Origin of the sequence: Clostridium folliculivorans, assembly GCF_024341905.1 — a bacterium.
In the GTDB taxonomy this organism is placed as follows: domain Bacteria; phylum Bacillota; class Clostridia; order Clostridiales; family Clostridiaceae; genus Clostridium_AR; species Clostridium_AR folliculivorans.
On sequence record NZ_BQXY01000006.1, the window covers coordinates 21,318 to 45,908 of the forward strand.

Annotated in this window: 22 protein-coding genes, 1 riboswitch and 1 other annotated feature; of the genes, 18 read left to right on the top strand and 4 right to left on the bottom strand. The window is 31.9% G+C overall.

Annotation, left to right across the window (positions count from 1 at the left end; all coding sequences use genetic code 11):
* Positions 1 to 27: 27 nt before the first annotated feature.
* From OCU55_RS16445 to OCU55_RS16485, 9 genes are all read left to right on the top strand, one after another.
* Positions 28 to 864 carry an MBL fold metallo-hydrolase gene (locus OCU55_RS16445; protein WP_261853380.1) on the top strand — a complete coding sequence of 279 codons (837 nt, stop codon included), beginning with the start codon at positions 28 to 30 and terminating at the stop codon, positions 862 to 864.
* Positions 865 to 1,148: 284 nt separating this feature from the next.
* Positions 1,149 to 2,003, top strand: coding sequence for a DUF3737 family protein (locus OCU55_RS16450; protein ID WP_261853381.1), 855 nt, complete (start codon positions 1,149 to 1,151; stop codon positions 2,001 to 2,003).
* Positions 1,993 to 3,180, top strand: coding sequence for a MalY/PatB family protein (locus tag OCU55_RS16455; protein WP_261853382.1), 1,188 nt, complete (start codon positions 1,993 to 1,995; stop codon positions 3,178 to 3,180). The genes OCU55_RS16450 and OCU55_RS16455 overlap by 11 nt, the downstream gene beginning before the upstream one ends.
* Positions 3,177 to 3,518: a DUF2500 domain-containing protein gene (locus OCU55_RS16460; protein ID WP_261853383.1), complete on the top strand. Its 342-nt coding sequence runs from the start codon at positions 3,177 to 3,179 to the stop codon at positions 3,516 to 3,518. Before OCU55_RS16455 ends, OCU55_RS16460 begins: the two co-directional genes overlap by 4 nt.
* Positions 3,519 to 3,551: 33 nt before the next feature.
* Positions 3,552 to 3,953 (top strand): MerR family transcriptional regulator, encoded by a 402-nt coding sequence (locus tag OCU55_RS16465; RefSeq protein ID WP_261853384.1) that lies wholly within the window; start codon positions 3,552 to 3,554, stop codon positions 3,951 to 3,953.
* A gap of 71 nt (positions 3,954 to 4,024) precedes the next feature.
* Positions 4,025 to 4,900 carry a DUF362 domain-containing protein gene (locus OCU55_RS16470; RefSeq protein ID WP_261853385.1) on the top strand — a complete coding sequence of 292 codons (876 nt, stop codon included), beginning with the start codon at positions 4,025 to 4,027 and terminating at the stop codon, positions 4,898 to 4,900.
* A gap of 39 nt (positions 4,901 to 4,939) precedes the next feature.
* Positions 4,940 to 5,485, top strand: coding sequence for a cyclophilin-like fold protein (locus tag OCU55_RS16475; RefSeq protein WP_261853386.1), 546 nt, complete (start codon positions 4,940 to 4,942; stop codon positions 5,483 to 5,485).
* 71 nt (positions 5,486 to 5,556) lie between these two features.
* Positions 5,557 to 6,699 carry an iron-containing alcohol dehydrogenase gene (locus OCU55_RS16480; RefSeq protein WP_261853387.1) on the top strand — a complete coding sequence of 381 codons (1,143 nt, stop codon included), beginning with the start codon at positions 5,557 to 5,559 and terminating at the stop codon, positions 6,697 to 6,699.
* Positions 6,700 to 7,161: 462 nt separating this feature from the next.
* The gene (locus OCU55_RS16485; RefSeq protein WP_261853388.1) at positions 7,162 to 7,647 is read left to right on the top strand and encodes a hypothetical protein; all 486 of its coding nucleotides are present in this window, start codon (positions 7,162 to 7,164) and stop codon (positions 7,645 to 7,647) included.
* A gap of 216 nt (positions 7,648 to 7,863) precedes the next feature.
* Here the strand turns inward: OCU55_RS16485 and OCU55_RS16490 are convergent, their stop codons facing one another.
* Positions 7,864 to 8,565, bottom strand: coding sequence for an SDR family NAD(P)-dependent oxidoreductase (locus OCU55_RS16490; RefSeq protein ID WP_261853389.1), 702 nt, complete (start codon positions 8,563 to 8,565; stop codon positions 7,864 to 7,866).
* A 312-nt stretch (positions 8,566 to 8,877) separates the two neighbouring features.
* Positions 8,878 to 9,132, top strand: a binding site (T-box leader).
* A 361-nt stretch (positions 9,133 to 9,493) separates the two neighbouring features.
* Between OCU55_RS16490 and OCU55_RS16495 the strand changes: the two genes are divergently transcribed.
* The gene (locus OCU55_RS16495; RefSeq protein WP_261853390.1) at positions 9,494 to 11,896 is read left to right on the top strand and encodes a valine--tRNA ligase; all 2,403 of its coding nucleotides are present in this window, start codon (positions 9,494 to 9,496) and stop codon (positions 11,894 to 11,896) included.
* Between the two features lie 81 nt (positions 11,897 to 11,977).
* Here the strand turns inward: OCU55_RS16495 and OCU55_RS16500 are convergent, their stop codons facing one another.
* Positions 11,978 to 13,111: a glycosyl hydrolase gene (locus OCU55_RS16500; protein ID WP_261853391.1), complete on the bottom strand. Its 1,134-nt coding sequence runs from the start codon at positions 13,109 to 13,111 to the stop codon at positions 11,978 to 11,980.
* A 438-nt stretch (positions 13,112 to 13,549) separates the two neighbouring features.
* Between OCU55_RS16500 and OCU55_RS16505 the strand changes: the two genes are divergently transcribed.
* Positions 13,550 to 14,155 (top strand): FMN-dependent NADH-azoreductase, encoded by a 606-nt coding sequence (locus OCU55_RS16505; protein ID WP_261853392.1) that lies wholly within the window; start codon positions 13,550 to 13,552, stop codon positions 14,153 to 14,155.
* A gap of 418 nt (positions 14,156 to 14,573) precedes the next feature.
* Positions 14,574 to 16,013 (top strand): 6-phospho-beta-glucosidase, encoded by a 1,440-nt coding sequence (locus tag OCU55_RS16510; RefSeq protein WP_261853393.1) that lies wholly within the window; start codon positions 14,574 to 14,576, stop codon positions 16,011 to 16,013.
* Between the two features lie 138 nt (positions 16,014 to 16,151).
* On the opposite strand, the gene OCU55_RS16515 is transcribed toward OCU55_RS16510, so the two are convergent.
* Positions 16,152 to 17,012 (bottom strand): AraC family transcriptional regulator, encoded by an 861-nt coding sequence (locus OCU55_RS16515; protein WP_261853394.1) that lies wholly within the window; start codon positions 17,010 to 17,012, stop codon positions 16,152 to 16,154.
* A gap of 537 nt (positions 17,013 to 17,549) precedes the next feature.
* Here OCU55_RS16515 and OCU55_RS16520 point away from each other — a divergent pair.
* Both OCU55_RS16520 and OCU55_RS16525 read left to right on the top strand, forming a co-directional pair.
* Entirely contained in the window at positions 17,550 to 18,188 is a 639-nt protein-coding gene (locus tag OCU55_RS16520; protein ID WP_261853395.1) for an RpiB/LacA/LacB family sugar-phosphate isomerase, read from the top strand.
* Between the two features lie 264 nt (positions 18,189 to 18,452).
* On the top strand, positions 18,453 to 19,775 hold the full coding sequence (locus tag OCU55_RS16525; protein WP_261853396.1) for an MATE family efflux transporter: 1,323 nt from the start codon (positions 18,453 to 18,455) through the stop codon (positions 19,773 to 19,775).
* 104 nt (positions 19,776 to 19,879) lie between these two features.
* Here OCU55_RS16525 and OCU55_RS16530 read toward each other — a convergent pair whose 3' ends face one another.
* Positions 19,880 to 20,263 carry a L,D-transpeptidase gene (locus OCU55_RS16530; protein WP_261853397.1) on the bottom strand — a complete coding sequence of 128 codons (384 nt, stop codon included), beginning with the start codon at positions 20,261 to 20,263 and terminating at the stop codon, positions 19,880 to 19,882.
* Positions 20,264 to 20,666: 403 nt separating this feature from the next.
* Positions 20,667 to 20,754: riboswitch (cyclic di-GMP riboswitch) on the top strand.
* Positions 20,755 to 20,797: 43 nt separating this feature from the next.
* Here OCU55_RS16530 and OCU55_RS16535 point away from each other — a divergent pair.
* The 4 genes from OCU55_RS16535 to OCU55_RS16550 all read left to right on the top strand — a co-directional run bounded on the left by OCU55_RS16535 (position 20,798) and on the right by OCU55_RS16550 (position 24,546).
* Positions 20,798 to 21,715 (top strand): hypothetical protein, encoded by a 918-nt coding sequence (locus OCU55_RS16535; protein WP_261853398.1) that lies wholly within the window; start codon positions 20,798 to 20,800, stop codon positions 21,713 to 21,715.
* Positions 21,716 to 22,005: 290 nt separating this feature from the next.
* Positions 22,006 to 22,344, top strand: coding sequence for a cupin domain-containing protein (locus tag OCU55_RS16540; RefSeq protein ID WP_261853399.1), 339 nt, complete (start codon positions 22,006 to 22,008; stop codon positions 22,342 to 22,344).
* A gap of 633 nt (positions 22,345 to 22,977) precedes the next feature.
* Positions 22,978 to 23,763, top strand: a complete 786-nt coding sequence (gene motA, locus OCU55_RS16545; RefSeq protein WP_261853400.1) for a flagellar motor stator protein MotA — start codon at positions 22,978 to 22,980, stop codon at positions 23,761 to 23,763.
* 12 nt (positions 23,764 to 23,775) lie between these two features.
* Positions 23,776 to 24,546, top strand: coding sequence for a flagellar motor protein MotB (locus OCU55_RS16550; RefSeq protein ID WP_261853401.1), 771 nt, complete (start codon positions 23,776 to 23,778; stop codon positions 24,544 to 24,546).
* Positions 24,547 to 24,591 lie beyond the last annotated feature (45 nt).

The window sequence follows — 24,591 nt, forward strand, 5'->3', positions numbered from 1 at the left end:
ACAATGTTGAAATGGGAGTGCAGGACAATGGAACAGTTGGAGTTCTTTAGAACTGAAAAAGTTTCCGAAAGGATAACAAGAATTTTTGGTCTCACAGGTGAGTTGATGTATTTAGTTGAAGGAAATAATAAATCTGTGCTAATAGATACAGGTACAGGTGTTGGAGATTTAAGCGAGTACGTAAAAAAGCTTACTAGTAATCCTATCACAGTAATTTTAACACATGTGCATGTAGATCATGCCTCTGGGGCAGCAAGTTTTGAGGATGTATACATGAATCATGTTGATGATGAAGTCTATAAGGAGCATAATAATTTGGATTTACGTAAAGATTATGTGAAGTCTCAATTTAAAGATTTTAATAAAATAAAAGATAGTGACTACGTAAAAGTAAAAACTTCAAAGGGATTTAAGCAGTTAACAGACGGGACTAGCTTTAATCTTAGTGGAGTAACACTAGAAGTTTATAATGCTGCAGGACATACCCCAGGTCAAATGGCAATTCTTTTTAAAGAAGAGAGAATATTAATGACAGGAGATGCAGCAAATCAAGCAACTTTTCTATTTGATAAAAATTCATTAGGATTATCTAGTTATGAAAAATCAATGAGAGACTTACTATTAAAAACAGAAGGCAAGTTTGATAGAATACTTCTTTCTCATGGAACAGGGGATGCACCAAAGGAATTAATAAATAATATTATTCAATTATGTGCAGAGATTAGAGAAGGAAATTCTGATGATATACCTTTTGATTTCATGGCACAAAGAGCATATATTGCTAAAAAAGTTAATGAACAATTTGATCGGATTGATGGTGGATTTGGGAATATAATTTATTCAAAAGAAAAAGTTAAAAAATAAAATAATTCTCTTAATTAAGAGTAGTAAGGACAGCTTAAACGGTGTACATCGATTTAGGTTGTCCTTTATTTTTATCAAATAAATAATGCAAGGTTAAAAGCGTCAAACACGAATTTAACCTTGCAAACAAGAATTTAACTTTTCTTTTTACGAATTTCTTTTAAATTGGGTATTGACCTAAAGTTAACTTTATCATTTATCATAGTTATGTAAATACAATTAATAAGTACTAAATTAAGATTTAAAATTGCGAATAATGAGTAAAAATGGGGGATTAGAGTTATATGAAACTAATAAAACAACAGCTACTTACAGGTGAAAGAGCATTATTCCATAGTAAAGACTTGAAGGTTTCTTATTCTACTTTTGCTGACGGTGAATCTCCATTAAAGGAGAGTAAAAATATTAAAATAGACCACAGTATTTTTAAGTGGAAATATCCCTTATGGTATTGTAAAGATATTTTGGTAGAAGATAGCGTATTGTTTGAAATGGCTCGTTCTGGAATCTGGTATACAGATAATATTGAAATAGTGAATACTATAATTGAAGCACCTAAGAACTTTAGACGTGCAAAAAGGATTAAATTAGATAATGTAAACATACCTAATGCTGGTGAGACTTTATGGAACTGTGATGAGATTTCTTTCAAAAATGTAACAGCCAAGGGAGATTACTTTGGTATGAACAGCTCAAATATCAAAATTGACAGATTTCAGTTGGTAGGCAACTATTCATTTGACGGAGGAAAAAATATTGAAATCCATAATGCAAAAATGCTGTCAAAGGATGCATTCTGGAACTGTGAAAATGTAACAGTCTACGATTCCTTTATTTCAGGAGAATATCTTGGGTGGAATTCTAAGAATTTAACCTTTGTAAACTGTACCATTGAGAGCTTACAGGGCTTATGTTATATTGACAATCTTGTGATGAAAAATTGTACATTGTTGAATACAACTCTAGCATTTGAATATTCTACAGTAGATGTACAGATTTGTAGTGAAATTGATAGTATTATGAACCCGTCTGGCGGTATAATCCGAGCAAAAGGGATTGGTGAACTGATTATGGATAAGACAAAGATAGATCCTGAGAAGACAAAGATTACAACGGGGGAAATAAAATATGCAATATGATTTTTCATCATTAACAAACAGGCATAATACAAATTCTCTAAAATGGGATGTGAATGAAAATGTGCTACCTATGTGGGTGGCAGATATGGATTTTAAAACCGCTCCGGAAATTATAGAAGCGATTCAGGAAAAAGTAGCAAAAGGAATTTTAGGTTATACCATTGTTCCAGACGATTGGTATCAGGCCATTAGTAACTGGTGGGAGAGAAGACACAATTTTTATATAGATAAAGAATGGTTGATTTTTTGTACAGGAGTTGTGCCTGCTATTTCTAGTGCAGTTAGGAAAATGACATCTGTGGGGGAAAACATACTGGTTCAGACACCTGTTTACAATATCTTCTTTAATTCTATTGTGAATAATGGCAGAAATATTGTGGAGAATAAGCTGTTGTATGATGGAAAACAATACAGTATTGATTTCAGAGATTTGGAAGATAAACTTTCTGATCCACAAACAACCATGATGATTCTATGCAACCCTCAAAACCCTATAGGAAAAGTATGGGATAAGGAGACATTGGAAAGGATTGGAGAATTATGCTATAAGCATCACGTGCTTGTTCTTTCGGATGAGATTCACTGTGATTTGACTGATATGCAGCATGAATATATTCCATTTGCCTCTGTTTCTGAAATATGTGCAAATAACAGTATCACATGTATTGCACCAACAAAAACCTTCAACATAGCTGGAGTACAAACTGCAGCAGTTATGGTTCCAAATGAGGTGCTAAGGCACAAAATAAATAAGGCGCTAAATACAGATGAAGTGGCTGAACCAAATGCAATAGCTATGGAAGCTACAATTGCAGCCTTCACTAAAGGAGAAAAGTGGCTTAACGAGCTTCGCTCCTATATAGAAGAAAACAAGAAAGTTGTAGAGAAGTTTATAGCATCTGAACTAACGGAATTATATCTGGTTCCTTCTAATGCAACTTATCTTTTGTGGCTTGACTGTAGTAGAATTGCACAGGATACAACCTGTCTATGCGAGTTCTTGCGTAGTGAAGTAGGATTATATCTTTCTACCGGCCAATCCTATGGAGAATCTGGAAGAGGTTTTATTCGGATGAACATCGCATGTCCAAGAGCACGTTTGGAAGATGGACTTACTCGTCTGAAAAAAGGATTTGAATTATATAAAAAGGTTTGTGGAGATACAGGTATTATATGATGGTGGGGAAGGTTATATTTATTTTATTTGTAACTTCCATAATTATTAAGGTAATAATCACATATAGAAATAACGAAAAATTGCCAGTACTAACTACTAAGGCAAGGCTCATTATAAAAACAAGAGATATTCACACTGATGTACATGTGAATGGTGCTATCACTAGTAATACAGATTTAATTTTAGTTTTTGAATTAGATACTGGCAGTAAGATAAAGTTTAAAGTTAGAGAGCGGATTTTTAGTGGAGTACCTGAGTATGAATGGGGCAAGTTAGATTATAAAGGGGAACGTTTTTTAAAATTTAGATCTGCTAGTGGATGCATAGAAAAATTATGATTAATAATAACTAAGTTAAGAAAGAGGGCCATCATGAACTATACAATTAGACAGGTTGCAGAAAAAATGGGGGTTACGGTTCCAACCTTGCGTTACTACGATAAGGAAGGACTTCTTCCTTTTGTATATAGGAAACCAAATGGAACTAGGGTTTTCAAAGATGAAGATTTTCAAAGACTAGATATCATAACTTGTATGAAGAATTCTGGAATGTCTATAAAAGACATAAAGAGGTACATGGACTTGTGTGAAGAAGGTGATAGTACCCTTAAAGAGCGTATGGATATTTTTCTTGAAAGAAAAGAAGATGTTCAAAAGCAAATGGAAGAGTTAAATAGGGTTATGCAAGCTATTATACACAAGATAGGGTATTATGAGACTGCAATTGAGGCTGGCACAGAAGCCATTCACAGACATCAAAAAGATCAAGACTAAGAAGATAAATATAGAAAGAATAATTACATTGTTAAATATAGATAAAAATAAAAAATGAGAGGTATGAGAATATGAGTAAATCAAAAGTATTATTTACAAAAAATATTACACCAGAGAGTTTGGTCAATATTTACAAAGAACTAGGAAAAGAACTAAGTGGTAAGGTTGCAGTTAAGGTCCATTCTGGAGAACCTGGAGGAAAGAACTTTTTAAAGCCAGAATTTATGAAAGAGTTAGTTGACTATGTTCATGGAACAGTAGTTGAATGCAATACAGCTTATCCAGGAAGAAGGATGGAGTCTAAAGAACATTGGAAAGCAATTCAAGAGCATGGATTTACTAATCTATTTAAGGTAGACATTATGGATGAAGAAGGAGAGCTGGAGCTACCAATTAAGGATAGCAAACATTTAAAAGTTAACTATGTTGGCAGTCACTTAGCAAATTATGATTCTTTATTAATATTATCTCATTTTAAGGGACATCAAATGGGTGGATTTGGAGGAGCATTAAAAAATACTTCAATTGGTATTGCATCAAGTAAGGGAAAGCTACATATTCATACAGCTGGAAATGCCGACAAACCTGATGGTTTCTTTAATACACCTCAGGATGCATTTTTAGAGTCAATGGCAGAAGCAGCCAGTTCAATCGTTGACTATAGAAAAGATAATATTGTATTTATTAATGTTATGCGTGACATTTCAATAGATTGCGATTGTAATTCTTGTCCAAAGGATCCGGAAATGAAGGATATCGGAATTCTTGCTTCTTTAGACCCAGTTGCTTTAGATCAAGCTTGTGTTGATTTGGTATATAAATCAGACGACCAAGGAAAAGCAAGTTTAATACATCGAATGGAAGAAAAACATGGAATTCATACTGTTGAAGAAGCTGCTAGGGTAGGTGTTGGATCCAGAGAATATGAACTAATTGATATAGAATAGAATAAATAAGATATTAAAAATAGGAAAGGAGCAGATAGAATGAAAAAGAGTATATCGATTTTTTTTACGCTTGCTGTTATTTTTACTTTTGTAGGATGTAATACTACTAAATTAAATAACAATAAGACATCATCTGAAAAGTCTACTGCTTCTGAGAGCAACTCAAGCTCAATTGATACAGAAAATAAAAGTCAAACAGATAGTGCCAAGGAGAATGCAATAGTGAAAGAAATGACTACCATAAATATATTAGTTCGAAATAAGACATTTATCGCAACTATTGAGGATAATGATACTACTAAAGCGTTTATTAAGCAATTACCCTTAACGGTGGATATGTCTGAACTCAATGGTAATGAAAAATATAATTATTTATCAAGTAATTTGTGCGCAGATAAATCTATATCTCCAGGTAAAATTAACGAAGGTGATTTAATGCTTTATGGTAATAACTGTCTTGTTCTTTTCTACAAGTCGTTTAATACCTCATATAGCTATGTAAAGATCGGACACATTGATAACACCACTGGTCTTCTTGAGGCTGTAGGCTCAGGTAAGGTAAATATTACATTTTCAATTAATTAATAATCTGAGTTTTATCAAAGAGAACTAGTTAATTAATTTCAATGAATTGGTATTAACAAGGAGGAAGTCCAATGCTTAATTTTTCGTATAACAATCCAGTTACAATACATTTTGGAAGTGATGCATTAGAAAAGCTCCCGGAAGAAATAAAAAAATATGGAGATAAAGTTCTACTTGTTTATGGAGGAAATTCCCTTAAGTCCAGTGGGAACTATGAAAAGATTACTGATGTACTTATAAAAAATCAGATTTCATATGTGGATTTTGGTGGAAATGTAACGCCAGCTTATTCAAAGGTATTGGAAGCAATAAAAATATGTAAGGATGGAGCTGTGGAGGTAGTGCTTGGTATAGGCGGCAGTGTATGCATGGATATGGCGAAGATCATTGCCTTCGGTGCTAAAAATGATAACCTTTGGGACTATCTTTCAGGAGAATTTTCACCAAAGGATAAAGAAATGTTGCCTGTAGGTGAAGTTCCTACATTCCCTTCAGGTGGTTCAGAAGTAGATGCAGCAGCTGAAATAGAAGATCATGAAAGCGGAGAACGTGGTTCATTGTATGGTAAATATCCTTCATTTGCTATATTAAATCCTGAATTAACATATTCAGTAAATCAGAAAGAAACTGCTTACGGTGCTCTAGTGACCTTTGCACAATTATTCTCAAGCTATTTTGGAGGAAGCAGTAAAATTGCTGAAGGCTTTTGCGAGACAGTGATGAGAACAGTTCTAGATAACATACCGGTTGTCTTAAATAATCCAAAGGATTACGAAGCAAGAGCTGATCTTATGTGGGCATCTGCGGTTAACACTTTTGGAATGATAAGATGTGGAAAAGAAGGTGCATGGTCCCTTTACGGCTGCGAAACAATTGCAGAGGAATTATTCCATGTAAACTATCGTCAGGCTGTAGCAGTCATTTTTTCAAAATGGATAAGGGTTATGTCATACCATTATAGCGATCAAGTGTATAATTATGCTGTTAATGTAATGAAGGTAGATCCAAATTCTAAAAGTAAAAAACAAGTGATAGAAGAAGGAATTACTGCAACAGAAAGTATTTATAAGCGATATGGAATTGCCACTACGTTTAATGAAATTGCAGAAGTTCCAGAAAAGGAAGCTATACTAGAAGCACTTAAAGAATTTGAGGATGATGATGTACTTACAAGGGACGAAGTTAAAGATATAATACTAAGATGTATTCTATAATAGATATTTAATTTTTACTTGTAAGAATATTTATTTTGTTTTAAGGCTATTGGATTTTAACGAAATATGTTAAGAAGAGAAGTGCTAATCTTGCGAGGATAGAGCGCTTCTCTCTTTGCTTCTTTCAAAACTGTAGCTTAAATATATCACTTAAAGTACAGAAATCCCTTACAACCCTGATTTTATCAATAACTTTTTAAAAAGTTATAAATTTTTAAAGTTAAAAAGTTAAATTTTTTACATGGTAAAAATTTAAAAAGTTTTAATTATAAAAATTTTTAAATTTACAGTTTTCTTGTGTTTTAAAGCATATATAACAATTTAGAAAATTAAAAGAGCAGGTTATTGATTTGAATTTTTAATAATATAATAGTGGTCTTGTTGATAAATTAGAAAGTGCTTATAATTAACTTAATGGAAAATATAACCTTAGGCAAAATCTAAAGTTTCAAGGGGAGAGCCATGAGCGAAAATTTAACAATTGAAGATTTACAAAATCAAGTAAACGAACTTACGGATAAGGTAGATAAATTGAATGAAATAGTTAGGCTTTTATGCAAATCAAAAATGCCGGATCCAAGATACCCATATTCACATTGGCTTTTATACAAAGGAATTGACAATAAATTAAAAAGAAAATTAGGCTATGTTTTGAATATACTAGAGATGAGATTTAGAGGTGAAGCAGTGGAAATACCTGAAAAAACTAGCTTTGTAGACGATGATTTAAAACAAGCTCTTTATGTTAATCAAAAGCCTACTTTTGGAGAAGTATGTGTGGTCTTAAAGAGCTTATTAGGAGAGAAGTGTCCAAGTGATGTTGATACGTCTATATTGCTGATGAGTTTACTGAGAGAAGGAAGGCATGTAGATTTATCAACACATCTTTTAGTCGATGCTTCTAAAAATACTGACTATTCTGCTCATAATTTTAGCCAGTTTATATAATATAAAGCTTAAGGGTTTAAATATAAGTAAATCTTTTATTAAGTATTAGTCTATATTATAATCTGTTATCTGATTAAGAGGAATAGATATCCCAGTTCAATTATTTAGAAAGCACACTACGATTTGTTTGACTGTTATAGAGAATTATTTTGATAGATACAATCTAATTGGAACTGGTTTATCTATGACATTTATTATTATAAGATATATTTTGTACTATCTTGGAAATGAACCGTTATTTATATCAATGCATGTACCGTTTATATATTCTGGGCTATCAGTTGCTAGCCAATATATTGTTTTTGCAACTTCCTCTGGTTTGGCGAATCTATCTAAATAAACGCTGCTTTTTATATCTTGTTTTCTTTGCTCAGGTATTAGCGTCATCATATCTGTTTCTACGGGTCCTGGGGCTACAGCATTTATTATAATCCCTTTATTTCCTAATAACTTGGCGAAACTTTTTGTTGCATTAATTAATCCAGCCTTTGATACACCATACCATATATCTGGATGTCCAATTTGTCCTGCAATTGACGATGTGTTTATAATTCTCCCATTGCCAGATGCAATCATTGATTTTGAAACATGTTTTATAAGTTCTATTGGTGCATAAAGATTGATATTCATAATTTTTTTTATTTCTTCTTCCGAATAAATATCATAAGGAATAGAACTCATTATTCCAGCATTATTAACTAATACATCTATATGACCAAGCTTACCAACTAACTTCTCTATGCCACTTAAATAAGATAAATCGTACTGGATCTTTTCAACATTCTCATTATCATTGAATTCAAAATCAGTGTAATCTCTTGCAACTGTTATAATTTTATAATTATCTTTAAGAAATAGTCGTGTACATTCTAATCCGATGCCCTTATTTCCGCCTGTTATTAATACAGTTTTCTTCATTACATTCACCTCTTTCTTATTAATTTTATAAGTTACATATTATTATATCATGTACTTTTATAAACATTATTGCATAAAAAATACAACTGGCAAGAATTAATAGAGTGGATTAATTTAAATAAAAATTTTGAAGCATTATATAATCTATGATTTTAAGAGTATAAAAATATTACCAAATTAAATAATTATAAAAAATGAATATAAACAAATAAAAGTTCAATAATATTAAACATAGAGCATATAATATATAAAAACACAAATTAGGTGTTGACAGTACATTGTATAATTGATAATATATGTATAATTTAATAAATAAAGGCTTTGAAGAGGAAGAGTAGTTATATAACTGAAATAAAGAGAGGGAATGACGGTGGAAATTTCCTATGATGTGTATTATGAAGGTAGCCTCTGAGCTGTAAACCGAAATCTATGAGAGAGTAGGCTTTAACGGAGATCCCGCTGTTAAAAGGGAAGTAGTATCGGCAGTATAAAATGCCCGCACTATAATGAGAGTGTACATCAGTACAAACTTAGGTGGTACCACGGAGATTATCCTTCGTCCTATATTTAGGACGGAGGTTTTTTTATTTTTATAAGAATTTTGAACTTCTGTTTTGTTTAGAATTAACGGCTAGTCGTTTTGATTTTATATAATATGCAAATTATTTATCAATTTATGATGCAGAAGATAGTGCACGATTTTCTAGTATTATAAACCAACTTTTTTTACTGTAAGGAAATATATAAGAATTTTATAGAAGCTAAACTTAGATATTTCAATAGGTATAGAAGTTTTTATGGATATACAGTAAAAGATAATACTTATTCGCCTGCCAAATTTTCCTCATATACATTCGGAAAGGCAGATGCGCAAAAAAACTCACTGAAGAAGGTAGCTTCAGTAACTTTTTATATAGGAGGAATCAATATGTTAAGTAAAAAATATAACCCATCAGAGGTTGAAAATAAATGGCAACAGTATTGGCAAGATAATGAGATATATAAATATGATTTTAATAGTAATAAAGAAACTTTTTCGATAGATACACCACCGCCTACTATAAGCGGAAGCCTTCATATAGGTCATATATTTTCCTATACTCAGGCTGAAATTATAGCAAGATTTCAAAGAATGCAAGGTAAGAATGTATTTTACCCTTTTGGTTTTGATGACAATGGTTTGCCTACAGAAAGACTTGTAGAGAAAGAAGAAGGTATAAGAGCATCATCTATGCCTAGAAGTGAATTTATTGAAAAGTGCTTAAACACCACTAAAAAATATGAGGAGGAGTTTAAAAGTCTTTGGACAGCAATGGGCTTTAGTGTAGATTGGAGTCTTCAGTATGAGACTATTAACAAAAGAGTACAAAGAATATCTCAAAAGGCCTTCATAGATATGGCTAAGGCAGGAAAGGCTTATATAAAGCAGTCACCGGTTTTATGGTGTACTACTTGTCAAACCTCCATAGCCCAAGCTGAACTTGAAGCAACAGAAAAGGAAAGCACCTTTAATTATATTCCTTTTTTTGTTGATGGGGAGGAAATTATAGTTGCAACCACTAGGCCAGAACTTTTATATGGCTGTGTATGCTTATTTATAAATCCAGAAGATGAAAGATATAAAAAGTATATATGTAAAACCGCTGTAGTACCACTTTATAACTTTGAGATACCAATTTATTCAGATGAAAAGGTAAGTTTGGAAAAGGGAACTGGTGTAGTTATGTGTGCAACATTTGGCGATACTACTGACTTAGAATGGTATGAAAAGCATAAATTGAGTTATAAAAGGGTAGTTGAGGCTAATGGTAAAATATCTGATGAAGTTCCTTATATAGGAGGGTTAAAGGTAGCTAATGCTAGAGAAAGGATAATAGAGCTTCTTAGAGACAATAACCTTTTAATAAAAAGTGAAGCTATTACTCATAAGGTTTCAATTCATGAGAGATGTGGAAAGCCAATAGAGATAATACCTTCAAAGCAGTGGTATATTGATATATTAAGTGAAAAAGAAAAGTATCTTGAAGCAGCTGACAGCATAAACTGGTACCCTGCTTCAATGAAGACTAAGTATATAAACTGGGTTGAAAACCTGAAGTGGGACTGGTGTATTTCAAGGCAAAGATACTATGGAGTTCCATTTCCACTTTGGTATTGTAATAAATGTGGTAAGACTATTTTTCCAAAGGAAGAGGAGCTTCCAATAAATCCTATAGAGACAAAACCAGCTTCTGTTTGTTCTTGTGGATGTAACGAATTCACTGCTGAAACAGCTGTATTTGATACCTGGGCTACTTCTTCTTTAACTCCAATGATAAATGCAGATTGGAAGGGTGAGAAGGATCTAACTAAGAAACTTATCCCTATGGGAATGAGAACACAAGCACATGAAATTATTAGAACCTGGGCCTTTTATACCATAGTTAGAAGTTTGTTTCATACAGGAAAGCTTCCTTGGAAGGATATAATGATATGCGGGTTCGTTTTAGCTAAAAAAGGAGAAAAGATAAGTAAGTCGAAAAATAATGGCACTTTATCACCAAAGGACCTTATTGATAGACATTCTGCTGATGAACTTAGATATTGGTCCGCAGGTGCAAGGCTTGGCACTGATACTATGTTTTCTGAAGAGGAACTTAAGCAGTCTAAGAGATTTATTACTAAGCTTTGGAATGCAGCAAGCTTTTGTATTATGCAGCTTCAAGATTTTGATGGAGAAAGACCAGAGGAGCTTCTACCGATTGATAGTTGGATTATAGAAAAAGCTAAAAGCATAGAAGAAACCATGAAAGGATATCTAAATCAATATGAGATAGGGCTAGCTAAGAAGGAAGTAGATGAATTTTTCTGGAGTGATTTTTGTGATAATTACCTAGAAATAATAAAGGACAGATTATATAAGCCTGAAATACACGGAAGCAATGAGAGGAAATCAGCTCAATATGCCTTATATAAAAGTCTTTTAGAAATACTGAAGCTTTATTCTATATACGTTCCGTACATTACTGAAGAGATATATCAAGAGTATTTTAGAGCTTTTGAAAAAAATATATCTATTCATAATTTAGGATGGGGGATTGATGTAGATACAGAAAAAGAGAAAATACTTGAATTTGGAGAATTTATTGAGGAGATTGTTTCAGAGGTAAGAAAGTATAAATCTGAAAGAAATCTCTCCTTAAAAGAAAGCTTGAGCAATCTGAATATTAATATGTCTAAGGAATTTAATAACTATTTTAATAGAACCTTAAAGGACCTAAAAGCATGTACTTGGGCAGAAAATATTGAATTGCATTTTGATGAAAAGTTTAGTGTAGAAATAATAAAGTAAGGTTGAATTGAAAAAAAGCATAGGCTAGATGGTATATAGCTTATGCTCTTTGATCTATTATGTCTATTATGTCTATTAGGATTAATAAATTTTGATAGAAGTTGTTTGATCGTTTACTGCAGAACCTACGTAAGAGCTATTTGATGTAAAGGTCCATTTTGTACCTGTGAAATTATCGTTTTGATATAGTTCCACAGTCCAGCCAGAAGGTACCTTTAAGGAAGAAATCCAGTCATTTGGGATTCCAGCAGCATTAAGCTGAGTCATGGTGTAATTTCCTTTTGGCAATGCTATTGAAGTTCCGCCATAATTAGCATCTTGATAGAAGATAGCATTGTTAACAGTTACTGTTTGATAGATTTTACCCATGCTTGTAAGGTTATCACTACTATCATATAAGGATGAGTATTTTGTTACTGGATCAGTAGGACATTTATCCATGAACCAAGCGTATCTTTCAACGAAAGGAAGGCTCTCTAGCATTGCGACTACACTTTGCATATAAGAATCTGCAGCCTGTTGAGATACTGGGACACTAGTTGGAATTCCCCATGCATTTATATCAACAGTTCCTAGTTCTGTGATCCAAATTGGTTTCTTATATTTGTTATATACATTAGTTATCTTAGTCTTTATATCATTTATTGAATTAGGGTTTGTGAAGTCTGGATAGAAGTGAAGGGCGATAAAGTCAACTTTATACCCTTTGTTGTTAGCTTGAGTCATAAAGTTATCAAGCCAGCCATTATCAGGCGTAGTTGGAGCAGGGGTTCCAAGACGTAAGCCAGTACTCATAAGTTGAGGCCAGTAACCTATTGCTTCATCAACAGACATGGCTGCTTGACCTGCTAAGTCAGGCTCATTGAAGGCTAGAAGATTTTTAAACTTTCCTGAAGCTTTGCCTTGAGTTAGGGCTGTAATATTTGAGGAAGTTACATAATCTCTTCCCCAAACCATAGGTACATACTCCATATTTGTAGAAGTTGTGGCACTGTAGTTAGTTGACCAGTTGTAGAACCAGCCTACATTAAGGTCGCTAAGTTTAGTAAGGTTATTATTGCAGTAGTAGTTAGAAGCAACTCCTTTTTTTGATACACTTCCAACTGCTAATGCCTTTTCAGGTTTGAAAACACCGAAAAGACCTACTTGTCCTATAACAACTAAGGATGCAAGTGAGAGTAGCAATGATTTCTTTTTAAATACTTTAGTGATCATTTTTATAATCCTCCTGTTTTATATATTTTTAATCTATTTAAAGTTTTAATAGATTACAGTACTGAAAATCGAAGAGTTATATAAAGAAATTTGTTGGAAAGATGAGAGATTTTAAAAATATATAATCTAATGAAAAGAGATTATATTGATGCATTTAGAAATGTAATCACTTAGTAGATTTTTTTAGTAGAACCCTTTAATGATAAACAAGAATAAGTCATAAATTGAAGTATTTGAGTAACGAATCAAAGATGTGTTTAGTTATTTTTATATTGATAAAAACTGAAAATGTATCGTTTTATAGAAAATATCATAACATAAAAAGTGGGAAAGTACATATAACCTGGCAAAAAATATGAAAATAAAAACCATAAGTTTATTTATTATAAAAAAGAGCATTATAAGTATTGTGAATATTATTAAAGGGAGTTGAAAAATATGAGTAAAGTGTTATATATAAAAGCAAATTGTAAACCAGATGAAGCATCAAGAACTTTTAAGATAGCTGATAATTTTATTGAGAAGTATAAGGAGCTAAACCCAAAGGATGAAATAATAACTTTAGATTTGTATAAAGAGGATATTAATTTCTTGTCAGCAGAAGATCTTGGGTCTGTTTTTGGTCCTAAGAATGAGGAAAGCAAGAAGCATCCTGTATTGAAATATGCATATCAATTTGCAGAAGCTGATAAATATGTTATTGCTGAACCTCTATGGAATCTAAGTATACCTGCTATACTAAAGGCATATATCGATTATGTAAGTGTCACAGGTATAACCTTTAGATATACAGAACAAGGTCCAGTTGGTATGCTTCAAGGTAAGAAGGCAATAAATATAGTGGCAAGAGGCGGTGCATACTCAGAAGGTCCTGCAGCAGACTTTGAAATGGGAGATAGATACCTAAGAACGATTTTTGGGTTCTTTGGAGTAACAGATTTTACCACAGTAGCAGCGGAGATGTTGGATGTTATGGGGCAAGATGTAGATGCAATAGTAAATGGTGCAATAAATAAGGCTAAAGATTTGGCGAAAAATTTCTAATTATTGAGTAAAGGATAGTTTATATAAATGTTAATGGATAGTTATTGTAACTATCCATTTTTATTTAGGGAATTATAAATCAAGTAGGCTATAGATAGGTATGCATAACAAATTTAAGACATAATATGAGTTTTATTAAGGTTAAGTGTATAACTGTATTAACACAGTTTATGTTTTTTATATTTGAAAACGATTTTAAAAGTTGTATATAATAAAATAGATTATATCTTTTAATACAATAATTTATAATTGTGCTCTGTTAAAATTCAATTAATACGTGTTTTGAATTATTTTCTAAAGAATTTCTATATAGGTATAAATTGATAGTTAAAATAAGGAGCTTAAATTAAAATCAAAAATTAGAATATAGTATCTATAATAAAATAATAAGGATTAAGAACATAAGGAGGATATACATATGAGTTTTCCTAAGAATTTTTTATGGGGTGGTGCTGTTGCTGCACATCAATTAGAAGGCGGATGGAATAAAGGAGGAAAAGGTCCAAGCGTTGCTGATGTTATGACAGCAGGTGCGCACGGAGTTCCAAGAGTCATTACTGATGGAGCAATTCCAGGCAATAACTATCCAAACCATGAAGCTATAGATTTTTATACTCATTATAAAGAAGATATTGCTTTATTTGGAGAAATGGGCTTTAAATGCTTTAGGACATCAATTGCATGGTCAAGAATTTTTCCTAATGGAGATGAATTAGAACCAAATGAAGAAGGACTAAAATTTTACGATGACATGTTTGATGAACTATTAAAAAATAATATAGAGCCAGTAATAACTTTATCTCATTTTGAAATGCCTTATGGCCTAGCAAAAAAATATGGTGGCTGGAGAGGTAGAGAAGTAATTGACTGTTTTGTAAGATATGCAAAGACAGTATTCACAAGATATCAACATAAAGTAAAGTATTGGATGACTTTTAATGAAATCAATAATCAAAAGAATGTGGATGTAGATATATTTGCATGGACTTGTTCAGGCGTTAGATTTGAAGCAGGTGAAAATAGAGAAGAAATAATGTACCAAGCAGTTCATCATGAACTTGTAGCAAGTGCATTAGCAATAAAGGCTGGACATGAAATAAATCCAGAGCTTAAGATAGGTTGCATGATTGCTTTTGTTCCAATTTATCCATTTTCATGTCATCCTGATGATATGATGCTTTCTGTAGAAGCAATGCATGACAGATATTTATTTGCAGACGTTCATTGCAGAGGACATTATCCAAAGTATGCATTGAAGGAATGGCAAAGAAAAGGTTATAATATAAAGATGGAACCTGAAGATGCTAATATACTACAAGAAGGAACTGCAGATTATATTGGATTTAGCTACTACATGTCTAATGCAGTTAAGACTGGAGCTAACGAGGCTGCAGATGGATTGTCTGGTGGTCAAAAGTCAACAGTTAAAAACCCTTATGTAAAAGCATCAGATTGGGGATGGCAGATTGATCCGGTAGGTTTAAGATATTCATTAAATATGTTATATGAGAGATATGAGTTACCATTATTCATAGTTGAAAACGGCTTTGGTGCTATCGATGTAAAAGAAGAAGACGGTACAGTAAATGATGACTATAGAATAGCATATTTAAGAGCACATATAGAAGAGATGGAAAAAGCTATAAACCTTGATGGAGTTGAGTTAATGGGGTATACTCCATGGGGATGTATAGACTTAGTTTCCTTCACTACTGGGGAAATGAAAAAACGTTATGGATTTATATATGTTGATAAAGACAATGAAGGTAATGGAACACTTGAAAGATCAAAGAAAAGATCCTTTGATTGGTACAAGAAGGTTATCTCAACTAATGGTGAGGATTTGAGTGATAACTAGTTAAGAGTAGAATAATTTAAAGTATCTATAATAAATAAGAAAGTAAAGCACAGGTTATTTAAAACGTGTCTTTACTTTCTTTTTATATATAAAAATAATTAGATAACATTAATATTAAACTAATAATGAGAAGCTTCTTTAAGTAAAGGAGTAAAGTGAATATTTCTTAGGCGATATCCCAACAGTTTTCGTAAATGACTTTAAGAAATTACTATAATCGTTAAATCCACATTTCTCGCACACATCATTTACATTAGAGCCAGATGCAAGAAGTGATTTAGCGATACTGATTCTTCTTGCTGTAATATACTTATTAATTGTAGTTCCAGTAGTAGATTTAAATATTCTACATAAATAAGAACTACTTATGTAGAAGTGCTTTGATAAACTTTCGATAGTGATTGGATTACAGATATTAAGATTTACATAAGTAAGGATATCTTCAACTAATTCATTATACTTGTAAGAGGCATCTTTCAAGTCATCCATAGCACTGGCTTGGTATAATGAATTAATCATTACCAATAATTCCATAAAGGAACTTTTCTCAATGATATCACTTCCGTATGCTTCAACAGAATTAATCTTATTTACATAATACATAAATCTTTGCTGCTGATCTTTTGTCAGTGATAATTTGTGATTAAAGTGTTCTGGACGGAAGGAAAAACAATAATCTAAATTAGTCATTGAAGTAGAAAGATTTCGTACAAATTCAGGATGTACAGATATAACAATTCGTTCTAGCTTCATCTGGTCAGTTTGAGATAAATAATGGCTTTCGTATTGGTTAATTACAAATAAATCACCTGGATTTATGTCATAGAATTTATTATTTATTAAAAATTGCTTACTTCCACAGATCGAATAATATATTTCATAACAATCATGAACATGAATATCCATACTTTTCTCATCTTTGTACAGATGGGCAATTGCAAAACTTTTAGTATTCATACATTGTAGTATCGACTCTTTGCATGAATTAAGCTCTTTCAAGATAGAATCACCTCTTTGTAATTTAGTATATATAAGAACTTATATTTCAAAATTGTTTCATAGAAATCGGTTTAAGATTCAGAAATATATGTAGGATAACATTTTTGAACCTTCAAAATTGAATCATTGATATAAGTATAAAATTGTTGTTCAATAATTGCAATATTTAATATAAAAAATAACAAGAAATTGAAAATGTTAATTGCTATACTTGATATAAAGATGCACCAGTTCGAACCGAAATCTATCTTTAAAACTCTCACGGTTTCTTGTGAGAGAATTTAAAAATAATAAGTTTTATTACGAAGTAGAAAGAAGACTTTATTGAGACATAAGTGTTCTTGACATTAAATGGTTTAGATTTTGTAAGTGGGCACATTTTTTATGTTGATTGAAGTATCTTAACTCAACTAGGAAAACTGAATCAATAAGCTATAAAAAAGTGGCTAACTAATTAATTTCAGAACAGTGCTTTAACAGCGATTAAAAAATAAGAAAACAAATAGGTTAGAATATAAAATTGGAGGAATTTATAACATGAAGATAGCATTAATCAATGAAAATAGCCAGGCGTCAAAAAATGAAATAGTATATACTGCTCTAAAGAAGGTTGTGGAACCTATGGGACATCAAGTATTCAATTATGGTATGTACGGGGCAGAAGATAAAAATTCTCTTACTTATGTTCAAAATGGTATACTAGCAGCTATATTACTTAATTCTGGTGCAGTAGATTATGTAATAACAGGCTGTGGTACTGGGGCAGGTGCTATGCTTGCATGTAACTCATTTCCAGGAGTTATATGTGGGTATGTAGTAGATCCATCTGATGCATATATGTTTGCTCAAATAAATGACGGAAATGCAATATCTATGCCGTTCGCAAAAGGTTTTGGATGGGGAGCAGAGCTTAATCTTCAATATGTTTTTGAAAGACTTTTCGAAGGTGAAAGCGGACGAGGATACCCAAGAGAACGTGTTGTACCTGAACAAAGAAACAAGAAGATATTAGATGAGGTTAAGAAAGTTACCTATAAAGATATCATAACAATACTAAAGGGTATAGACCAAGACTTATTAAAGGGAGCAATAAGTGGAGAAAAATTCAAGGAATATTTCTTTGAAAATTGCAAGAATGAAGAAATAGCTTCATATATAAGAGAAATATTAGTTTAATGGATGCACATATAACTTTAATCACGTAAATAGATATCCAAATGAAAAAATCGCTAAGGGATCATTTAGCGATTTTTTTTACATGTGCTTTCATTTGCTAAAAAAATAGTATAGAATAATAAGTGTGGCAATGTTCACGTGAACAATGGCGAATTTAATGAGTTTTAGAGATTTCAATATTCATTGATTATAACAAGATGAAGCAATACAAATTTATATAAATAGTTATAGAACAATTATAAAATGATCGGACGGTGATGAGTCTTGACTACAGATATGACAAAAGGTAGCATACCTAAACATTTGATTAGTTTTTCAATACCATTGATTCTTGGTAACTTATTTCAACTTACCTATAATGCAGCAGATTCTATTTTTGTAGGGCGTTTCGTAGGAACTAAAGCATTAGCTGCAGTAGGTACAGCCAATCCTATTATGAACATAGTTATGTTCTTAATAATTGGTATTTGCATGGGCGCATCTGTTTTAATGAGCGAATATTTTGGATCTGGGAATATCAAGAAACTTAAGAGGGAAGTTTCAACTACAATGATTGGTGGTTTCATCTTCACTTCATGCATAATTATTTTTTGTGTGGCATTTACTAAACCAATTTTACGATTAATAAGGACTCCAGAAGAACTTATTCCAGATGCCTCTATTTATTTAAGAATAATTTTCTTTGGGCTTATTTTTACCTTTTTATATAATGTTTTTGCGGCAACATTAAGAAGTATTGGAGATTCAAAAACGCCACTTAAATTTCTAATGATTTCATCTATTTTGAATGTGGTAATGGATATAATATTTCTAAAATTATTTCATATGGGAGTAGCTGGAGCAGCTATAGCTACCGTTACAGCTGAGATGTTTTCTAGTGTTTTTTGTATTGCATATATATATTTTAAGGTCCCACTTTTACGTTTTTCTAAAGAAGAAATTATATTAGATAAAGCTTTACTTAGAAGTACAATAAATTATAGCTGGGTTACTGCAATGCAGCAGACTTGTTTATATGTAGGAAAAGTATTGGTCCAAGGAGCGGTAAATCCACTAGGTATACAAGCTATTGCAGCCTTCAATGCAGTTAATAGGGTAGATGATTTTGCTTTTATGCCAGAACAAAGCATAGCCCAAGCAATGACTACTTTTTTAGCTCAGAATAGAGGTGCTAAGAAGAATGACCGTATTAAGCCAGGATTATGGTCGGGGTTAAAGTTAGAAACTATTTACTGGTTCATAATATGTGGAGTGATTTTTTTAGGATCAAGGACCATAATGAAACTTTTTATAAATGGTAGTGATGATGTAGTTGTAAATATGGGAGTAATGTATCTTGAAATGATGGCATTTTTCTATCTATTACCTAGTTGGACAAATGGAATACAAGGGTATTTTAGAGGAATGGGTGATTTAAAGATAACATTAATGTCAACCTTTGTACAAATGATTGGACGAGTGATTTTCTCTTATATATTTGCTCCAAAGTTCGGAGTTGCAGGCATAGCATTGAGCTGTGGTTTTGGATGGATTGTAATGCTAAGTTACGAAGTTCCATTCTTTATAAAGAGTATAAAGAAAAGCTAGTGTAAATCTTATATATTTATAAAAAGAAAAAAGTCTAAATGATATTGGTAAAATATAAATCAATATTATTTAGACTTTTTTCAAACGATATTGATTCGTTATTTTTAAACAATCTTTACAACAGTACCTATAGGTACTAAATTTGATAACTCCAGTACATCTTTGTTATACATGCGAATACAACCATTTGAGATGTTTTTGCCGATTGAAGCAGGATTATTAGTTCCGTGAATGCCGTAATCGCCATTAGGGGCATCGAGTCCTAGCCACCTTACACCAAATGGGCCACCTGGATTTGTAGCTTTATTTACTATCTTAAAGGTTCCTTTTGGAGTAGGTGTCGAAGCTTTGCCTACAGCAACTGTATAAGATTTAAAGAATTTATCGGACTTAAATAAGGTTAATGTATGGGCTTCTGTATTAATTGTAATACTATAAATTGCCCTATAATACTGAAAATAGTCATCTGAGAATGGGTAATCAAACATAGAGCTCCTAAAAAATAATAATTGATATAGAATATATTATTATGATTAATAAAATTAAGTGAATATAAGTTTAATGAATAAGATAATAATAATGCTTAATTAGAATTGGAGTGAATTTTTATCCAACTAGTGGTGAAATGTAGACTAATATTACAAAAGAACCTTTAAAAGACCAGTATATTTATGCTTGAAATTTATTACCAAGTTTTATTGTTTGGGATATAATAAAAGCACCACAGGTGCTATAGAAAGCTATAATGCATAATGATAATTAGTTTTTGGTAAATTAGGAGTGCTTAGTATTTTGAATATTAATACATAAAGCAAATAATTAATAAAAAGATAATAATAATTGTTATGCGTTAAAATTTTACATAAATGCATCGTGGTAAAACAAAAATATAATTGAAAAAGGCAAATTTGCCGAAAGGCAAAGACGCAAAGCTATGGGCCTAAACGGTTATATACCGCATGGTTGCCAGGTTGCCAGGATTCCTTTTAGGACCCTCCCGGCTTTCGATAGGAGGAGTTTATATGTTAAAATCAAAGTTTTTCTTAGCACTATTTATGGCAGTATCTTTAATTATCCCAACTCAAGCACTTGCAGCAAATAAAAATAGTGTTAAGACACCAGTAGTTACACAAACTACAAGTACGCAAAATTCAACATGGTTGTGGGATACACAGCAGATAGTAAGCAATTCAGATACTATACTTAATTTTGCGGCAACTAACAATGTTAAGAACATATACCTTCAAGTCAATTATAGCTTAAAACTTGATTATTATAAAAACTTCATTAGAAAGGCAGCTGCAAAAAGTATAAGTGTACAAGCATTACATGGAGCTCCAGATTGGGCATCAGATAACGGTGCATATAAGCAACAACAACTTTTTGATTGGTTAACCAAGTATCAAAGCTCTGCATTAATAAATGAAAAATTTAATGGTGTACACTTGGATGTTGAACCATATTTAAATACACAATATAACCAAAATATGAATGGAGTTATAGTTAACTATCAAGGTTTATTATTAGATGCGGTTAGCAAGACTAATGCACTAGGTATAAAACTAGCTGTAGATGTACCATTCTGGTTCGATGGTGTAACTTACAATACTAAATATGGAACTGGTAACTTAGCTGAGTGGATAATAAAGAATGTAAAAAATGTAGTTATAATGGCTTACAGAGATACTGCAGCAGGAACAAATGGGATAATTAGCGTAGTTTCTAAAGAACTAAGATTAGGTAAGCTATATGGCACTAAAGTTACAGTTGGAGTCGAAACTCAGAAATCTAGTGAAGGTGATTTTATAAGCTTTTATGAAGAAGGACGAGCTTGTATGAATCAAGAGTTGAATAAAGTTTATATAAGCTATAGTGGAAACTCAAGTTTTGATGGATTTGCAATTCATCATGTTATGAGTTGGATGGTTTTAAGAAAGTAATCCTATGTGTTAACAGACATTCTCGAAAGAGGGTGTCTGTTTTCTTTTAAAATTTTATTCAATAGGATTAAATAAGGTGAGATTATGGTAATTTACTGAAATGTAGTGAAGAACTTTATGGTAAATAAGCTTCAAGCCTCATTATAAAATATAAAGAAAAACAAGTAAGTCATGCTATAATTATAAAGGATACAAGCCTTAAATATTCTACTATATTTAGGTTTATAGATATAAAGATGACTAGCGCATAGCACTTAATATGCGCTAAACATGGACATGGAGGAATAAAAATGAACAAGGCTTTTGTATATTCAGATCAGTGTGAATTTCAACCAGCAGGAGAAGGCGTACAGAGAAAAATATTAGCATACGGTGAGCAACTAATGGCTGTTGAAGTGCATTTCGAAGAAGGAGCAGTGGGAACACTTCATAGCCACCCACATACTCAGCTTTCATATGTATTAGAAGGAGAGTTTGAGTTTGAAATTGGTGGGATTAGAAATATTGTTAAAAAAGGTGATACCTTATACAAGATTCCTAATGTAATTCATGGATGTAAGTGTATTAAAAAAGGAGTATTATTAGATGTGTTTACTCCGTATAGGGAAGATTTTATAAATAAAAGATAATGTTAAATCAAATAAAGCAACACTTCATATTTTGATATATAAATATGAAGTGTTCTATCTTTATATATCAAGAACAACCTTAATAGTTATTCTAATTTTAGGTGATTAAAAATAATAGCATAAATAACAATAATCGACAAAAGATACTAAAGTGTGTTGAAAGTACGATGAATAATATGTTAGAATTATATAGATAAAGTATTTTATAAGTAAAAGCTGAAAAATTTAACTTTTTAAGCAGAAATTAATGACAAACTTTGATATGAATTTTTATGAAATAGCAAAAGTAATGCTGATATTACACGAAAAATTTAATAGTAGAAATACTATAAAAGCACCGCTAAAAAGTGATGCTTTTTATATATTGAAAATTATATATAGTTAAAATTTACTGAAGTAAGTGTAAAATAGGATATATAGAAATGTATGGATTAAGGGTTATTCAATATATGGTAACCTATATAGTTGACTGGATGGTAATGAAACAAAACATTATTATTGTTATATATTACATAAGTCCATTTATTGATTGGTAGTTCTAAATTAATATTTACTATGATATGATACATTTATGAAACTTGCGAAAAAAACAATAATATGTCGAAACAGTAATTTTACGAGGAGGATGGAATCTTGGATATTTTTCTAGTCATAGGAGTTGTAACAGGTCTTCTTTCAGTTGTCGTAGGGATGATTGTAAAGGGGGCAAACGTAGCAGTACTATTAAATCCAGCAGCAGCAATAATTATTCTTGTAGGAACAACAGCAGCGGTGATGAATTCTTTTCCTAAAAAGGAATTTCTTAACATTCCTAGAATTTTTGGAAAACTTTTTAAAGGCGAAGGAAAGGAAGACCCTGCAGAAATAATAAAACAATTAGTAGAGATGGCTCAAACAACTCGTAAAAATGGGTTATTAGCACTTGAAAGCACTGTACAAGCTATGGAAAATAAATTTATGAAAAAAGGCTTAGAAATGGTTGTGGATGGTGTAGAACCAGCAGATATTGTTGAAGCATTAGAAATTGAAATTGATGGAACAGAAGAAAGACATAGGGCAGGAGCTTCGGTATTTACTACAGCAGGTGCCTCAGCACCTACACTAGGAGTTTTAGGAGCGGTTGTTGGACTTATAGGAGCTCTTGGTAACTTAAATGATACAGAAAAACTAGGGCATATGATAGCAGGAGCCTTCGTTGCTACACTTTATGGTATTTTCTTTGGATACGTTGTTTGTCATCCATTTGCATCTAGACTTAAAAGAAAGTCCCATGAAGAAATAAGTACAATGAAAATTATACTTGAAGGTATACTAGCTATTCAGGCTGGAAAGAACCCTAAGAGTATTGAAGCTAGATTGATTGGTATGTTAGAACCAAAGGAAAGAGAAAAAGTTATTAGTGCAAATGCTGAAAAGTAAAGGAGATAAGTGATGAGAAAGAAAAAAGAGCATCATGAAGAGCATGTAGATGAAACTTGGCTTATACCGTATGCGGACATGCTTACACTCCTATTGGCACTTTTTATAGTTATGTTTGCTATGAGTAAAGTAGATTCACAAAAGCTTGAAAAACTTAGTGCCGAGTTTAATGTTATATTTTCAGGTGGATCTTCTGTGATGTCTGAAGGTGGAACTAATGCAACTGCAGTTGTTCAATCGCAAGCGGCAAACGCAGGGACTTCAGCAGAGAAATCCAATACTCAAAAAGAAGAAGATACGATGAATGGACTTAAACAAAGCTTAGAATCAGAAATCCAAAGTAAAGGATATGCTGATAATGTTAAAGTTGAGGTTAATAAAGAAGGGTTAGAAGTATCAATACAGGATGCAGCATTGTTCAATTCAGGTGATGCACAAGTATTACAAAACGTAAATCCATTACTTCTTGAAATATCAAAAATGGTACGCGGATTAGATAATGAAATTAAGGTTGTAGGTCATACAGATAATGTGCCTATAAGTACTAGTAAGTTTAGATCAAACTGGGACTTAAGCGCAATGCGTGCAATAAATGTTATGAATTTTATGGTTAACTCAGGTGGAGTAGGTACGAATAAGATTTCTATACAAGCATATGGTGAATATAGACCTAAGTATAGTAATGATACAGCTGAAGGAAGAGCCAAGAACAGAAGAGTTGAAATTTTTATAATTCGTAAATATGCACAGACTACAGATACAAGTACTAGTACAAGTAAATAAAAAAAAGCTTACCAGCGAGTGGTAGGCTTTTTTATTTCAATAATA

What these genes read in the sequence shown, in the direction of transcription:
- OCU55_RS16445 (WP_261853380.1), top strand. Translation starts at nt 28, where the DNA reads ATGGAACAGTTGGAGTTCTTTAGAACTGAAAAAGTTTCCGAAAGGATA.
- OCU55_RS16450 (WP_261853381.1), top strand. Translation starts at nt 1,149, where the DNA reads ATGAAACTAATAAAACAACAGCTACTTACAGGTGAAAGAGCATTATTC.
- OCU55_RS16455 (WP_261853382.1), top strand. Translation starts at nt 1,993, where the DNA reads ATGCAATATGATTTTTCATCATTAACAAACAGGCATAATACAAATTCT.
- OCU55_RS16460 (WP_261853383.1), top strand. Translation starts at nt 3,177, where the DNA reads ATGATGGTGGGGAAGGTTATATTTATTTTATTTGTAACTTCCATAATT.
- OCU55_RS16465 (WP_261853384.1), top strand. Translation starts at nt 3,552, where the DNA reads ATGAACTATACAATTAGACAGGTTGCAGAAAAAATGGGGGTTACGGTT.
- OCU55_RS16470 (WP_261853385.1), top strand. Translation starts at nt 4,025, where the DNA reads ATGAGTAAATCAAAAGTATTATTTACAAAAAATATTACACCAGAGAGT.
- OCU55_RS16475 (WP_261853386.1), top strand. Translation starts at nt 4,940, where the DNA reads ATGAAAAAGAGTATATCGATTTTTTTTACGCTTGCTGTTATTTTTACT.
- OCU55_RS16480 (WP_261853387.1), top strand. Translation starts at nt 5,557, where the DNA reads ATGCTTAATTTTTCGTATAACAATCCAGTTACAATACATTTTGGAAGT.
- OCU55_RS16485 (WP_261853388.1), top strand. Translation starts at nt 7,162, where the DNA reads ATGAGCGAAAATTTAACAATTGAAGATTTACAAAATCAAGTAAACGAA.
- OCU55_RS16490 (WP_261853389.1), bottom strand. Translation starts at nt 8,565, where the DNA reads ATGAAGAAAACTGTATTAATAACAGGCGGAAATAAGGGCATCGGATTA.
- OCU55_RS16495 (WP_261853390.1), top strand. Translation starts at nt 9,494, where the DNA reads ATGTTAAGTAAAAAATATAACCCATCAGAGGTTGAAAATAAATGGCAA.
- OCU55_RS16500 (WP_261853391.1), bottom strand. Translation starts at nt 13,111, where the DNA reads ATGATCACTAAAGTATTTAAAAAGAAATCATTGCTACTCTCACTTGCA.
- OCU55_RS16505 (WP_261853392.1), top strand. Translation starts at nt 13,550, where the DNA reads ATGAGTAAAGTGTTATATATAAAAGCAAATTGTAAACCAGATGAAGCA.
- OCU55_RS16510 (WP_261853393.1), top strand. Translation starts at nt 14,574, where the DNA reads ATGAGTTTTCCTAAGAATTTTTTATGGGGTGGTGCTGTTGCTGCACAT.
- OCU55_RS16520 (WP_261853395.1), top strand. Translation starts at nt 17,550, where the DNA reads ATGAAGATAGCATTAATCAATGAAAATAGCCAGGCGTCAAAAAATGAA.
- OCU55_RS16530 (WP_261853397.1), bottom strand. Translation starts at nt 20,263, where the DNA reads ATGTTTGATTACCCATTCTCAGATGACTATTTTCAGTATTATAGGGCA.
- OCU55_RS16535 (WP_261853398.1), top strand. Translation starts at nt 20,798, where the DNA reads ATGTTAAAATCAAAGTTTTTCTTAGCACTATTTATGGCAGTATCTTTA.
- OCU55_RS16540 (WP_261853399.1), top strand. Translation starts at nt 22,006, where the DNA reads ATGAACAAGGCTTTTGTATATTCAGATCAGTGTGAATTTCAACCAGCA.
- OCU55_RS16550 (WP_261853401.1), top strand. Translation starts at nt 23,776, where the DNA reads ATGAGAAAGAAAAAAGAGCATCATGAAGAGCATGTAGATGAAACTTGG.